Annotated in this window: 18 protein-coding genes; 11 read left to right on the forward strand and 7 right to left on the reverse strand. The window is 61.2% G+C overall.

Translation table 11 applies throughout. The features are described 5' to 3' along the window. Positions 1 to 3: 3 nt before the first annotated feature. From NKI63_RS01810 to NKI63_RS01820, 3 genes are all read left to right on the forward strand, one after another. Positions 4 to 1,719, forward strand: coding sequence for an HAD family hydrolase (locus NKI63_RS01810; RefSeq protein ID WP_352820315.1), 1,716 nt, complete (start codon positions 4 to 6; stop codon positions 1,717 to 1,719). A gap of 107 nt (positions 1,720 to 1,826) precedes the next feature. Next, positions 1,827 to 1,979 (forward strand): peptide ABC transporter permease, encoded by a 153-nt coding sequence (locus tag NKI63_RS01815; protein ID WP_254815765.1) that lies wholly within the window; start codon positions 1,827 to 1,829, stop codon positions 1,977 to 1,979. 24 nt (positions 1,980 to 2,003) lie between these two features. Continuing rightward, complete coding sequence (locus tag NKI63_RS01820) at positions 2,004 to 2,447, forward strand: PPC domain-containing DNA-binding protein (RefSeq protein ID WP_352507051.1); 444 nt, start codon at positions 2,004 to 2,006, stop codon at positions 2,445 to 2,447. A 10-nt stretch (positions 2,448 to 2,457) separates the two neighbouring features. Here the strand turns inward: NKI63_RS01820 and NKI63_RS01825 are convergent, their stop codons facing one another. Continuing rightward, positions 2,458 to 3,720 (reverse strand): DUF763 domain-containing protein, encoded by a 1,263-nt coding sequence (locus NKI63_RS01825; protein WP_352507052.1) that lies wholly within the window; start codon positions 3,718 to 3,720, stop codon positions 2,458 to 2,460. Positions 3,721 to 3,823: 103 nt separating this feature from the next. Further along, positions 3,824 to 4,528 (reverse strand): MgtC/SapB family protein, encoded by a 705-nt coding sequence (locus tag NKI63_RS01830; protein ID WP_352476927.1) that lies wholly within the window; start codon positions 4,526 to 4,528, stop codon positions 3,824 to 3,826. A 225-nt stretch (positions 4,529 to 4,753) separates the two neighbouring features. Between NKI63_RS01830 and NKI63_RS01835 the strand changes: the two genes are divergently transcribed. Together NKI63_RS01835 and NKI63_RS01840 are read left to right on the forward strand one after the other, a co-directional pair. Then, positions 4,754 to 4,921 (forward strand): hypothetical protein, encoded by a 168-nt coding sequence (locus NKI63_RS01835; RefSeq protein ID WP_352507053.1) that lies wholly within the window; start codon positions 4,754 to 4,756, stop codon positions 4,919 to 4,921. Between the two features lie 30 nt (positions 4,922 to 4,951). Continuing rightward, positions 4,952 to 5,950, forward strand: a complete 999-nt coding sequence (locus NKI63_RS01840) for an ATP-dependent DNA ligase (protein ID WP_352507054.1) — start codon at positions 4,952 to 4,954, stop codon at positions 5,948 to 5,950. Between the two features lie 135 nt (positions 5,951 to 6,085). Here NKI63_RS01840 and NKI63_RS01845 read toward each other — a convergent pair whose 3' ends face one another. Further along, on the reverse strand, positions 6,086 to 6,613 hold the full coding sequence (locus NKI63_RS01845) for a YciE/YciF ferroxidase family protein (protein ID WP_254815759.1): 528 nt from the start codon (positions 6,611 to 6,613) through the stop codon (positions 6,086 to 6,088). Positions 6,614 to 6,779: 166 nt separating this feature from the next. After that, positions 6,780 to 7,529 carry a Crp/Fnr family transcriptional regulator gene (locus NKI63_RS01850; RefSeq protein ID WP_502896173.1) on the reverse strand — a complete coding sequence of 250 codons (750 nt, stop codon included), beginning with the start codon at positions 7,527 to 7,529 and terminating at the stop codon, positions 6,780 to 6,782. A 498-nt stretch (positions 7,530 to 8,027) separates the two neighbouring features. On the opposite strand from NKI63_RS01850, the gene NKI63_RS01855 reads away from it, so the two are divergent. Then, a complete protein-coding gene (locus tag NKI63_RS01855; protein WP_254815757.1) occupies positions 8,028 to 8,225 on the forward strand; it encodes a hypothetical protein in 198 nt (65 codons plus the stop codon). Positions 8,226 to 8,516: 291 nt separating this feature from the next. Here NKI63_RS01855 and NKI63_RS01860 read toward each other — a convergent pair whose 3' ends face one another. Further along, a complete protein-coding gene (locus NKI63_RS01860) occupies positions 8,517 to 8,681 on the reverse strand; it encodes a DUF3309 family protein (protein WP_023677107.1) in 165 nt (54 codons plus the stop codon). Positions 8,682 to 8,990: 309 nt separating this feature from the next. On the opposite strand from NKI63_RS01860, the gene NKI63_RS01865 reads away from it, so the two are divergent. Continuing rightward, positions 8,991 to 9,302: a hypothetical protein gene (locus tag NKI63_RS01865; RefSeq protein WP_352820319.1), complete on the forward strand. Its 312-nt coding sequence runs from the start codon at positions 8,991 to 8,993 to the stop codon at positions 9,300 to 9,302. 74 nt (positions 9,303 to 9,376) lie between these two features. Here NKI63_RS01865 and NKI63_RS01870 read toward each other — a convergent pair whose 3' ends face one another. Continuing rightward, complete coding sequence (locus NKI63_RS01870; RefSeq protein WP_352686251.1) at positions 9,377 to 9,613, reverse strand: hypothetical protein; 237 nt, start codon at positions 9,611 to 9,613, stop codon at positions 9,377 to 9,379. Positions 9,614 to 9,844: 231 nt separating this feature from the next. Between NKI63_RS01870 and NKI63_RS01875 the strand changes: the two genes are divergently transcribed. After that, positions 9,845 to 10,399, forward strand: a complete 555-nt coding sequence (locus tag NKI63_RS01875) for a DUF4142 domain-containing protein (RefSeq protein ID WP_352820321.1) — start codon at positions 9,845 to 9,847, stop codon at positions 10,397 to 10,399. A 233-nt stretch (positions 10,400 to 10,632) separates the two neighbouring features. Beyond that, a complete protein-coding gene (locus tag NKI63_RS01880) occupies positions 10,633 to 10,875 on the forward strand; it encodes a polymerase (protein WP_254815753.1) in 243 nt (80 codons plus the stop codon). A 117-nt stretch (positions 10,876 to 10,992) separates the two neighbouring features. Here NKI63_RS01880 and NKI63_RS01885 read toward each other — a convergent pair whose 3' ends face one another. Next, positions 10,993 to 11,781, reverse strand: a complete 789-nt coding sequence (locus NKI63_RS01885; protein WP_352820322.1) for a DUF1236 domain-containing protein — start codon at positions 11,779 to 11,781, stop codon at positions 10,993 to 10,995. A gap of 202 nt (positions 11,782 to 11,983) precedes the next feature. On the opposite strand from NKI63_RS01885, the gene NKI63_RS01890 reads away from it, so the two are divergent. Beyond that, positions 11,984 to 12,283, forward strand: a complete 300-nt coding sequence (locus NKI63_RS01890) for a DUF1236 domain-containing protein (RefSeq protein WP_352473090.1) — start codon at positions 11,984 to 11,986, stop codon at positions 12,281 to 12,283. Positions 12,284 to 12,590: 307 nt separating this feature from the next. Beyond that, positions 12,591 to 13,439, forward strand: coding sequence for a MetQ/NlpA family lipoprotein (locus NKI63_RS01895; RefSeq protein WP_352736901.1), 849 nt, complete (start codon positions 12,591 to 12,593; stop codon positions 13,437 to 13,439). Positions 13,440 to 13,535: the final 96 nt, after the last annotated feature.

The following is a 13,535-nucleotide window of genomic DNA, read 5'->3' on the forward strand; positions in this document are numbered from 1 at the left end:
GGCATGTATTTCATTGCCCTGGCCACTGACTATGACGGCACGCTGGCGCATGAGGGGATCGTTGCCGAGAAGACGCTTGCGGCGCTTGAACGCTTCAAGAAGAGCGGCCGCAAACTCATTCTCGTCACCGGGCGCGAGCTGCCCGACCTCAAACGCGTCTTTCCCGAAGTCGCGATCTTCGACAAGGTCGTCGCCGAAAACGGCGCGTTGATCTACACGCCGGCCAGCGAGGAGGAGCGGACGATATCTCCGCCGCCCGCCCCCGAGCTCATCGCCAAACTCAGGAAACGCGGTGTCAAACCGCTTTCGGTCGGACGCTCGATCGTCGCAACCTGGGAACCGCATCAGGCTACCGCGCTCGAGGTCATCAAGAAATTGGGGCTGGAGCTGGAAATCATCTTCAACAAGGGCGCGGTGATGATCCTGCCCAGCGGCATCAACAAGGCGACCGGCCTGACAGCCGCGCTTCAGGACCTCAGATTGTCGCCGCACAACGTCGTCGGCGTCGGCGACGCCGAAAACGACCACGCCTTCCTGCGCGCCTGCGGCTTCAGCGTCGCCGTCGACAACGCACTGCCGGCAGTCAAGGAAACGGCGGATCTCGTGACACGCGGCGCGCGCGGAAAGGGCGTCGAGGAACTGATCGCCAAGGTGGTGGAGCGCGATCGCGAGCTTGTGCCGAGCCGCGACGGCATTGTGCTTGGCTCGGAGGACGGCAAGGAGGTGTATCTGTCGCCAACCGATACGGTGCTGATCGCCGGGAGCTCCGGCATCGGCAAATCGACCCTGGCGACCGCACTGACGGAGCGCTTCGTCGAGAGAAAGTTCCAGTTCTGCATCTTCGATCCGGAAGGCGACTACGATGGCCTCGAAGGCGCAGTCCGGCTGGGCGACGGCTCGAACGCGCCGACGAAAACGCAATTGCTCGATCTCCTGGAGAAGCCTGACAACAATCTTGTCGTGAATGGCCTGGCGCTGCGCGTCAACGAGCGGCCGGACTTCTTTGCCGACCTGCTGCCGGGCCTCGGCAGTCTTCGTTTCCGTACGGCACGACCGCACTGGCTGATCATCGACGAGGCGCATCACCTCCTGCCGAAGCGGCGCGACGATACTCCAATGGTGCTGGCGATGGAATTGCCGGGCACGATCCTGATCACGGTTCATCCGGACGCGATCTCAACCGAGGCATTGCGGCTGGTCACCGCCGTCATCGCACTCGGCCCCAAGGCGAAAAAGGTCATCAAGACGTTCTGCCGCGAGACCGGCACCGAACCGCCAAAGGACAAGGATCTGAGCTCTCCAAAAGACCAGCGCGTGCTGTTCTGGCGGCCGCAGGCGCACAAGAAACCCGCCATGGTCGAGCCAATCGAGCCGCGGCAGTCGCTCAAGCGCCACAGCCGCAAATATGCCGAGGGCCAGCTCGACGAGAAGGGCAGCTTCTATTTCCGCGGTCCCGACAATGCAATGAATCTCCGCGCCCATAATCTGATGATTTTCGCCCAGATCGCCGAGGGCATCGACGACAGGACCTGGGAACATCATCTGCGCGCCGGCGACTATTCCGAATGGTTTCGCCACCAGATCAGGGACAAGGAACTGGCGCGCGAGACCGCGGAGGCGGAGAAAGACGGCACACTTTCGGCGCTGGAGAGCCGCAACCACATCCTGGACGCAGTGCGCCGCCGCTATACCGCGCCCGCCACCGCGCCAAAGGAATAGATGCAAACGGCGCCCAGCCGTGGAACCTCATCCGCCAAACGAAATTGTGTTCTATCGGGCGCCAGATCCAATCAATGCCGAATAATTGCCCCGGAAAGAGACGATGGATGAGCAGCGACCCGGACAAGAATGGTCCTGTCTTTTCGGCGGAGCAGGCGCGGCAGGGCGAGATCATCCTGCGGACGCGGGCGCGCCGGATCATTTTCATCGCCGGCCTGGTGGGTCTCGTCTTTCTGGCATTGCTGGTGTGGTGGGTTTGAATTCCTGACGGCTGGAGCGAAATCATGAAATCACAACTTGTTGCCGAAAGCGCCGGGCAGAGAACGTTTGTGGTTGTGCTTGATCCCGGCGAAGAGGCGTTTGCGCAGCTGACGTCGTTTGCGGTCGAGCGTGGCGTCGGCGGCGCGTCGCTGACTGCGCTCGGCGCTTTCGAAAGGGCAACCGTCGGCTGGTTCGACCCTGGAGAAAGAACCTACCGGAAGATCCCCGTTCGAGAACAGTGTGAAGTGCTGAGCGCGATCGGCGATGTTGCCATCGGCGACGACGGCAGGCCCAGCCTGCACGTCCACGCAGTCCTTGGATTGAGTGACGGCACCACGAGGGGTGGTCATCTGCTGGACGGAATCGTGCGGCCGACGCTCGAGGTCACATTGGTGGAGACGCCTGGCCATCTGCGCCGCAGGCATCATCCCGAACTCGGCGTCGCCCTGATCGACCTGGAGCCTTGATCCGAGCCGATCACTTCGTTGATTTGACTGCGGCCGTTTCGGGTACACCCTCCCAACCGAAGGCGCTGCGGCCGCCGAGCAGATGCGATTGCTCGAACTCCCCGGCGACGATTTCCTTCAGGCTTGGGCCGGTGACATAGCGCTCGACCTGCCGCGACTGGTCGTCCAGCCGCCGCAAGGCGCCGATCTCTTCGTCACGGCCGAGCCTGGCCTTGTGGACAGCCGACTTCAGCACGCCGATCGTCTCGTCATAGACTTTCAGCGGCACAGGGAACGGGTGCCTGTCCTTGCCGCCATGCGCCAGCGAGAAGCGTCCTGGATCGGAAAAACGGCACGGCGCGCCATGCACGACTTCGGCGACCAACGCCAGCGCCCGCACCGTGCGCGCGCCGACATTGGGCACGAGGAGAAGCTCGGCGAAATCCGTCGGACCGCGCTCAGCCGCCGCGGCGATATTGCCGTGCAGGCGGCGCATGACGACATCACTTTCGCGCACATCGTGGTGCGCCGGCATGACCAGATGCGGCAGCAGCTTTTGTGCCGGGTCCGGCGCTGGCGCCGAACCCCGCTCCAAAGCGGCAAGTTCCCTCACGATGCGATCCGGTCCAAGGTCGTGCAGAAGGTCCAGTTGTCCCTGGCGCGACGCTTCGGCGCGGCGGTCGGTCAGGTTGACGATCTCGCCCTGATTGGCGCCCTCGATGGCAGCATGCGGCTGGTCGACAAAGCTCTTCAGGCCCTCGGACAGCCAGTGATAGCGGCGCGCCACCTTGCTGTCGCCGTTCATGCCTTGCTGCACCACCACCCACTTGCCGTCGTCGGTGACGATAAAGCCGTGCAGATAGAGATCGAAACCGTCCTGGACCGCGGCGCTGTCCACCTTGGCGACAAGCCGGCTGGCAGTCGCGAGGCCTTGCCCGTCGAGACCGACACGCTCGCCGATCAGGGCGAGCTCATGCGGGGTCTTGCGCGAATGCGCGCCGCGGCCGCCGCAAACGTGGATGCCGAGTTCGCCGGAAAGCGGCGACAGACCGCGCTTCAACGCTCCGACGACGCTGGTGGTGATGCCGGAGGAATGCCAGTCCATCCCCATCACGGCGCCAAAAGACTGGAACCAGAACGGATGCGCCAGCCGGCGCAGCAATTCATCGCGGCCGTAATGGTGGATGATCGCCTCGCACATGACCGCGCCAAGCCGCGTCATGCGGTCGCCAAGCCATTTCGGTACGCGCCCGCCGTGAAGTGGGAGATCAGCACTTCCCGATCGCTGTGCCACGGTCTTTTGCTTGCTCCTTGAGTCCTGCCTCGACAGATAGGTATCGAAAGGGGTGTGGAGAAGCTATGGCCTGATTCAGGCCGCGATCGTTGCAAGCCGCCAGCTACCGGGCAGGTTCGCTGAGGAGATCAAACTTCTGGATCTCGCAATGCTCGCCCACCGATTCCAGCAGATCTATTGGCGGTGCGCCAGTGTCCGGCCGCCTCCAACTGATCTCGAACGAGAAAACAGGGTCTTTGATATCCGGGCGCCTCTCTATCGCGACGAGGCGTGCCCGGTAACCAAGCGGCCCGATCATCGTATCGAGTTCCTGTCGGGCTGCGGCCTTCCAGGTCACTGCCAACTGGGCGTGGTGTTCGCGCGAAATTCGAAGATCCACCCATTTCAGGACGAGCAAGGTGGCCAGCGTCAGTGCCGTGCCGGCCGCGCCCAAGCCGTATTGGCCACCACCGAAAGCCAATCCGATCGCCGTCATCACCCACAATGTGGCCGCCGTGGTGACGCCGCTGACAAGACTGCCACGGCGAAGAATGGCGCCACCGCCGATAAAGCCGACCCCGGTCAGCACGCCCAGCGGAAAGCGCAAGACGTCCATCGATGCAAACGAATCCGGGTGCTTGCCAACGGTTCCCAGCAGAATGCTGGCCTGGACCATTGCGATGGCAGCCGCCAACCCTACCAGCACGGTGGTGCGTAGCCCCGCCGCGTGCCCGCGCGCCTCCCGATTGAGGCCTATCAACAGGCCGGCGAGTGCGGTCAGAAGCAGTCGTGCCGCGATGTCCTGCCAAACCGGAACAACGAGGAGCATCGCGGTCACCCGTCGGGCCAGGCGCTGCTGGCCAGGAATAGCGCCATGGTCAAAGCGAACAAGGGCAAGAGCGTCTTCATCGCAAATTCTTTTTGTCGATAAGCAACAAACGATGCGCCTGGATTTTGGTTGCGCCGCCGACGATTCACCCGGCGATGGGCAGCGGCGGAACAAAACCTTCGGCCTGCGGGTTGGTGGGTTCACGCCAACGAAGGATTTGCAGTCATGGTCCGCTTGCTGCTTGCTGGAGCCGTCGCTTATCTGGCCTATCGCATCACCAAGGAGATCGGTGGGTCTGGCGAGGTCGATCCGCTGTCGCCTTCAGCCGACCAAGCCGGCCGCAAGGCGCCGAGGCAGCAAAGCGGGGCACAGAGGAATGGCCGACGGCGGTAGCGAATGCCGTAGCGGCGGCGCGGGCCAGCCATGACCGCATTTCCGTTGCCGCTCGACCTTCGTCCGATGGAAGCCAAAGCCGCCGATGCAATTCCTGGCGACGACGGGCTTTGGCAATACGAGCCGAAATGGGACGGGTTTCGCTGCCTCGTGTTCAAGGGCGACGATGCCGTCGATCTGCGTGCAAAATCGGGCAAGCCGCTCGGCCGCTATTTTCCCGAGCTCGTCGGGGTGCTGCGCGATGTGCGCTCGCGACGGTTTGTTGCCGACGGCGAGATCGTCATCGAGGTCGACGGATCGTCCTCGTTCGAGGCCCTGCAAATGCGCCTTCATCCCGCCGAAAGCAGGATCCGCAAGTTGAGCCTTGAGACGCCCGCCAGGCTGGTCCTGTTCGATATGCTGGCCGAACCCGGCGGCAGGATCATCATCGAAGAGCCTCTCACCACCAGGAGGCAGGCGATTGAGGCCTTTGTCGCGACGGCGGCACGGCCCGAACTGCACCTGTCCAAATATACGCACGACGCCGCCACCGCCGAGCGCTGGCTGCAGGGCGCCGGCCACGGCTCCACCGACGGTGTTGTTACAAAACTGATAGCCGGGCCATACCGGCCCGGCGAGCGCGCCATGGTCAAGGTCAAGCGACTGCGCACTGCGGATTGCGTGGTCGGCGGCTTTCGCTATCTCGCCGGCAGCAACGAAGTCGGATCCCTGCTGCTTGGCCTCTACAATAACGAAGGCAGGCTGGACCATGTCGGGTTCACCTCGACCATCGGCAAGGACGACAGGGCAGCATTGACCAGACGGCTGGAAAAACTGCGGGCCAAACCGGGTTTCACCGGCAAGGCGCCGGGCGGACCAAGCCGCTGGAGCACGGAGCGGAGCGGACAATGGGAACCGATAAAGCCTGAACTGGTGGTCGAGGTTCGGTTCGACCATGTGACAGGGGACCGGTTCCGGCACGGGACAAAGCTGTTGCGCTGGCGGCCGGACAAGGAGCCCCGGCAATGCACGTTCGAGCAGATCGAGTAAGTCCGCTCCGAGGCACCGCTTCAAGGCTCTAGCTGCCCGCTCTATCGTTCATGACGGACCAATGCAAAATTCACCGGTTCGCCGCGGCCAACCGAGCCTTGGCAACATTTCCGAGGCTCGGTTGCGGTTTTGAAATCAAGCGGCTTCTTGCATTGCGCGTTCGTTGACACCGCTTTCGCCGAGCTTGGAAAGCGCTTCGTCGGTCGCGACCTCTTCCTTGAGAGTTGCCCTGAGCAGCTCGACAACGTCGCTCTTGCCAAGTTCTTCCGCCCACGCGATCAAAGTGCCGTAGCGAGCGATCTCGTAATGTTCGACAGCTTGCGCCGCACCGACAAGCCCGGCGTCGAGCGCGGGAGCACCATTATACTCCTCGAGCATTTCCGAGCCCTCTTCGATGATGCCGTCAATCGCCGGACAGGTTTTGCCGCGGGCCGGCTTGCCGAATTTCTCGAACACCTCCTCGAGGCGGTCGACATGTCCTTCGGTTTCCATGCGGTGTTTCTCGAAAGCGGCGGTCACTTCTTCCGACTCCGCGCCCTTGGCCATTTTGGGCAGCGCTTTCAGTATCTTCTTCTCGGCGTAGTAGAGGTCTTTGAGCCCGTCGAGGAACAGATCCTCAAGGCCCTTGCTTGCCGCCTTCGCGGCCTTTTTCGTGGTCGCCATGATCCTCTCCCGAATGGTTGGTGCCGCCTCGCAAAGTGGAGGCGTCCGATAACCCTCCGACGGGAAACAAGTTCCCTGAAGCGACGGGAGCTTTGAAAATTTTTCCGACCCGCGTGTGGTGTCGCAAGGGCTCGACCTGCGGCAGCAATCGGCCAGGAAAGCGCCGTCAGCGCTCGCCGATATGCTCGAACAGGCGGGTGTATTCGGCCTCGGCCAAGCCGTAGCCGCCATCTGCCAGTGCGACGAGACCATCGCGGTCGCGGATGATAATTTCGCCGCGGCGGGACCGGATGAGCCCTCGCCCCTCAAGCAGCTGCAGCGCGACCGTGACACCCGGGCGCCTTACGCCAAGCATGATCGACAGGAATTCGTGAGTGATCGTCAGCCGGCCGCCGTCCACCCGATCGTCACACATGAGCAGCCAGCGCGCCAGCCGGTCTTCAAGTTTCGATCGCGCGTTGACCAGCGCGGTAAAGCCAGTCTGTACATGCAGATATTGCACGTAGCGCAGCAAGAACAGCCGCAGCGTCGGGCTTTGTGTCAGCGCCGCTTTGAACGGCTCGGCGTCGATCTTGGCGGCTTCTCCCGCCAGCTGCACATAGCAATCATGGACCGTACGGTCGTCGCCCATTATCAGGGCCGAGCCGGTCATACCTTCCAAGCCGACAAGGCCAACTTCCGCATCGCTGCCGTTCGGCATTTTCGCAACCACGGAACCGATACCCTCCTCGAGGAAATAGATGGCCTCGATCGGCGATCCGGACACTTCGAGCGATTGCCGTAACTCCAGCGAACAGCGCTCGATGTGCGGCTCGAGAGATGCGAAATCGCCGGCGCTCATTCGGCGCAACAGCTTGTTTTTGTATGGATTTCTATTGGAATATGGATTCTTATTCGAAGTTGCTGGATCAGACATAGCTGGGCCCAAAACAGGGCAAGAGCTTTTTTATCTCCCAGCCGTCCGCGCCCGGTATAACCTGCGAACGATAGCGCTTATATAAGCACTGAAAGGTATGGAGCCTACTAAATAAAAAAATGAATCGATGCACGGCAGTTCTCCTGCCGCTTGCCTACGAAAACATCCGACTGAAAGTTAGAGTCGGAAACGTACCAAAGACGGTTTGGTACGAAAACGACAATTGAGATCGCCGGGCGCAAAAGAGCCCGTCGCGAGGGATGCAACGGGCTCCATTCGGGCGTCGTGGGCTACGCCCAGTGATCCAAATGAGGGTGGGTTGGATCGCAGCAACAATGCAGGTGCGAGACAGTCGTTCCCAAACTGTCTGCTTGGTAATTTCTGTACATTGAGTTTGGACGAGAGCGGCGCTAATTGAATTGGAGTCGTCCACACAGGCATGGCGAGTGGACGCTAGAAAGACGCTTCGCGCTTTCGCCCTTTTCAAGGGAGGATGGCATGTCGATGCAAGGTGCAGCAACTCCAGCCGAACTGAGCGTGCTGAGAAAAGCGCTCGACGACTGCTGCCGCGAGTTGGGTGTTGCGGACGACAGTCCTGTCCGCGAGCGGTTGGCAGCCCGTATCATGTCGCTGTTCAACGAGGGTGTGCTCAGCGCCGATCTGAAAGAAGCGCTGGCCGCCGATCGCCAACACTAAGCTGCTGCTATGGTGGCGTCCTCGGCGCCGAAAGGTTCGGCACCGAGTCGCCCTTTCTGGCCAGGGCCCCGGTTTGCCAAGGATACTTGGAATCTTGTCTTTTCACGACAAAACGCCCGGCGCTTATTACCAGGCGGCAGGCGTTTTTGTCGCGAGCGTGACACTAACGCGTGTCGCGCTTGACCGGCCTCATGCGATGCACTTTAGGTTCCTGTTTTATGCATGTCGTTATCACAAAACCGCTGCACACCCTCGGGTCAAGCCCGGGGGCATGCTTTTGCGCGACATGCCTCAAATGCGCCCAAGCAGGACCAGGATAATGACGATAAGCAGCACCAGGCCGAGGCCGCCACCACCGTAATAGCCGGTGCCATAGAACGGTCCGCCGCCCAAGCCGCTGAAGCCGCCAAGCAAGGCAAGGACCAAGATGATGATGAGAATGGTTCCAAGGCCCATGATGTCTGCTCTCCTTGTTTGCGCTGCCGCCATTCGCATCAGCGCGTCGCATTGTACAAAGGTATGAACTCGCAAGGAGCATTCCTGTTCCGGCGGGACGGTAAGGCGTACACTCATGCGGCAAGCAAAATGCCGGGCCGTGCCGTCAGAAAAGTCCACAGATGCATGCCTGCAGAGAATGGCATGGCGGCCGCCTTGAACACCTGAGAACATGCTGAAATTCATGGGGAATTTGTCGGAACCTTCGCCCGCCCGAACGGTTGTTTTCTTAGTCGCAACGCGACGACCCTCGTAAAAAGGAGAAGCATCATGTTCACGAAAATTCTCGCAGCTTCCGCGCTTACGATCGGTCTGGCCACGTCAGCGATGGCCCAGAACGTCGGCGATCCCTCCGGAGACGCTACCGACGGCAGCGGGCGGACGATCGTGGTCCCGGATAATGGCGGCCCTGACAGGGGCACGGATTCGACCATCACCAACAGCATTCGCGATTTCTCAACGACGAATTCGAATGCCGACCGGAATTGCCCGCCAGGCCCGCAGGGGGCTCTGCCCGATGCGACCGGCAAGGCTCCTGGCACGATGGCCCCGACGCTGAACGACAACCACTGCGGCAAGTAAGCGCCCGGTGATCACAGCACCAGGCCGCGGAGCATAGGCTCCGCGGCCTGTTGGTTTTTGCCGCAAATTAGCGCCTAACGGCCGCGGTGGTCAAAACTGACCGCGATCTCCCGACCGTCCAACGCGCGAACGATGAAGCCAACCAGCTCCTCGTCGGTTTGCCGGAACCAGGGAAAGCGTCTGCGCAAATCGGCTATGACGACGGTGGTCGAGAGAATATCGCCGGAATGGTAGTCGGCCATGACGGTATGAATGGCTTTGTCGGTATCCATACCAAGCGGCGACTTGATCTGCCCCACGGAAGCCTCCACCCATCTCTCCCGGCCAACGATAGCAAGACCGCGGCAAAGCGAAAGAGCTTGTACGATTGCGTACGATCTCGCCGCGTGCGTTGCAATTTGCGGGACGCAGCCGGCGTCCTTTGTTTTGCGTTTCCAAACTATTGTCTGGCGTCGCGGCGGCTCTGGCGCCACGACCAGGCAACCTCGCTGCAGCTTCCGCGTTGAGCCATCGAGGGATGACATCAGCCTCGGAGAGCTCCCATGAAAACACTTCTATCCATCACTGCGGCAGCGATGATGGCCGGCGCGCCTTTGGTTGCTTTTGCCCAATCGGCGACGCTGACGCCTCTAACGACCGACACCATGAGCAAGGTTGACACCGCGACGTTCGTCAAGACCGTGCCCATCGCCAATACATTCGAAATCGAATCGAGCCGACTTGCGCAGACGCAGGCGACTGCCGACGACGTGAAGGCATTCGCGGCGCAAATGGTCACGGACCACACCAAGGCCGGCGAGGACTTCAAGGCGGCGCTCAGCAAGGGTCAGACGACTTCGGCCACCGCGCCGGCCGGCCCGTCGCTGGACACCAAGCACCAGGCGCTGCTCGACCAACTCAAGGAGGCCAGCGGGGACAGCTTCCAATCGAAATATATCGACATGCAGACCCAGGCGCATAAGGAAGCGGTGGCGCTGTTTTCCGCTTACGCGAATTCCGGCGACGATCCGGCGATGAAGGAATTTGCCAAAAAGACGCTGCCGGTGCTGCAAATGCACGAACGTCACGTGAAGGATCTCGCTGCCGCGCATCAATGAGGGCGACGACCGCCAGCGGTTTCGCCAACGGAGACGCCGGGCTTGAAGGGAGCGGCTGTCGTCGGCCCCGGGAACAAAGTACCGAGAGTGCCGTTATTCACTTGGCCTATTCCCGGGAGGATCCAATGGGAGGCGGCATTCGCGAGGCGCCGAGGGCAGTAGAGCTGGGTTTCGGCGCCGTTCCGATTGCCGCTGTCACAGGCTGAATCGATTTCCGGCCGGGACAGGTTACCATGCGCTACGGCGAGATATTTGCAAACGCAACGGCGCTCTTGTTGCTGGCGCTGATGGTTGGCGGCATCTTCATCTTGTTTGGAGAACCGCTGTGGCCGCGGCACTACGCGAGAATGGTGCTGGTCCCGAATATTGATGCCATGGCCACCGCGTCATTCCGAACAAGGTGCGCTCCAAGTCCATGCCTGCCCGACACCATCGATCAGACCATGCTGGCTCCTCGCCCCGAGGACGGACCGTGATCTGCGATTTGCAGACGCTGCAACGCTGTGGAGCGGGATGCGGTAAGGCCCGCCGCGCAAGTCGCGCCGCGGGCTTACCGGTGCAATCAAACGGTCTTGCAAACCGTCCGGCTACAACTAGGTCAGGATAAGCACGATCTTGTAGGTATTCGGATCGACGATGACGATCCGGCCATCGGCCAGCACGAAATATTCATAGGATTCGTAAGCCGGAACGATCTTGACGATGCGCGCCGGCAGACGATGCAGCCGGACCTTCTTTCGCGGAACCTCGACGCCGACAGAGATGTCGAAATCGACATTGGAAACCGGTTGGACATTCGTTTCCTTGATGACCTGGGTAATTTCTGTCTTCTGTTCAACGGTCACATTGCTGATGGAAGCGGTCGAACTCTGGTCCTGCGTCTGCGTAGAGGCGTTGCCCTGAGTCTGCTCGTTGGTCGTGGTCCCAGTCTTGCTCTGAGCCTGCTCCTCGGTCTTCATTTTCGTGTTGCCTTGGGCCTGCTCGGTAGTGGTGGTTCCGGTTTTGCCCTGGGCCTGCTCGTCGGTTTTCATTTTGGTGTTGCCCGTGGCCTGCTGGTCAGTCGTGGCGCCAGCCTTGCCCTGAGCTTGCTCGTCGGTCTTCATTTTCGGCTTGCCCTGAGCCTGCTGGTCAGTCGTAGCGCCAGCCTTGCCCTGGGCTTGCTCGTCGGTCTTCAGCTTTTTGTTGCCCTGCGCCTGTTGTTCAGTCGTAGCGCCGGCCTTGCCCTGGGCCTGCTCGCCCATCTTTGCGCCATTTGGACAGTTGGCAGTGCCGGCTGCGCAATTGGCGCCGGACTGGTCGTCGGTCGACTGCTGCGTCTGGGCAAGTGCCGCTCCGCAGCTGACGCTGATTGCTAGCATGCTGGTAATCAGAACGCCTTTCATGAGAGATCTCCTTGGAAAATGCGTCCCTTCACCGCGTAAAACTGCGGCTAAAAAACTTTGTTCCAAATTAACCGAGCGAAACGGCAAGCGATCCGAGCGGCGGAACAAGCTTTGCCCGGTGACGTTACCGACCTAGCGACCCCGCTGCGAACGGCATGACGCGGCGCAGCGCAGAGGTGGCTCACGACGAAAGGAGACGATCATGAGAATGCATCTTTCCGCGGCTGCGGCTGGGTTCTTGCTGCTTGCGGGTGTTGGCGCCGCTGCGGCCCAGGACGTGGTCATCGAACCGCAGCAGGAGACGATCGTACGCGAGTATGTGAAAAAGCAGCCTCTGGCGTCCGTCCAGCTTCCCGGCGTGGAGCTCAATGTCGGCTCGACACTGCCCGACACCGTCGAGCTTCATGAGGTTCCCGACGTCAAATACCGCTACGTCGTCGTCGACAATCGGACCGTCCTGGTCGATCCTGGCACGCGCAGGATCGTGAAGGTCATCGAGTGAACAAGCGCGTCGCTTTGAAGGGACATGCGGCGCGTCCAGCATTGTCGACATCCCAGACTGCTGCCCTTGTTGGGCATTCCGACGCAGAAAGGCCCGCCGTTCCGACGCACGGCGGGCCACATAGCGAGTCACCACGCCAGGCGGCAGGGTCCTGTGCTCGCCAGGCCAGAAACTTTGAGAGAATATTCCCGGCTCCTCATCTGGTGTGAAATACGGTTCTTTGATCTGGCGATCAGCATTTCCGATGATGCCCGCAAGGCTTCGCATTCCGCCTGGCCGCAACGATTGCAAACCGATGAGATTGACCATGCCTGGGAACACCAACACTTTGCTTCAATTCTTCTCGGCAACTATAAGCCGGCGCGCCGGCTTCGCTGTACTTCTTGCATCAGCGGTTGCGATTGTCAGCCTTGCTGCGCCGTCGTTCGCCGAGGACAAGACGGCGGTCAAGGTCGGCATCATGAGCGGCGAGGACGAGGACGTCTGGCGCGTCGTCACCGCCCAGGCGGCGGAGAGGGGCCTGACGATCGAGACCGTGGTGTTCAACGACTATACCCAGCCGAATGAAGCGCTCGAGCGTGGCGAAATCGACGCCAACGCCTTCCAGCACAAGCCCTATCTCGACAACCAGATCAAGACGCAGGGCTATCACATCGTCCCGGTCGGCTATACCGGGGTCTGGCCGATCGGCCTTTATTCCAAGAAGTACGCGAATATTGCCGACCTGCCCGAAGGCGCGGTCATTGGCGTGCCGAACGACCCGTCCAATGAGGGCCGCGCACTGCGCGTCCTGCAGAGCGAACATCTGATCAAGCTCAGGGAGGGCACCGGCATTCTGGCGACGACCGCCGACATCGCCGAAAACCCGAAGCACTTGGTCATCAAGGAGCTGGACGCAGGCATCGTCGGGCGCTCGGTGGAAGACCTCGACGGGGCCGTAGTCAACACGGATTGGGCGCTTAAAAGCGGCCTCACACCGGAGAACCGCATCGCCCAGGAGGCGGTGGCCGACAATCCCTATCGCAATTTCATCGCGGTCAAGGCCGGCAATGAAAACCAGCCCTGGGTAAAGACATTGGTCGCCTCCTATCAGAACGAAAAGGTGAAGGCCGAATTCGACCGGGTCTACAAGGGAACCGGCATCAGCGCCTATTGATGCCGAGCTCGACTGGGCGCTGAAGCCCGGCATGATAAAGCGGTCCGCGCTTCAACGCGGACCGCGATCGCGTTTGCGGGACACCAATACAGGAAC

The sequence above is a fragment of the Mesorhizobium sp. M0410 genome, from assembly GCF_040321435.1.
Taxonomy (GTDB): Bacteria; Pseudomonadota; Alphaproteobacteria; order Rhizobiales; family Rhizobiaceae; genus Mesorhizobium.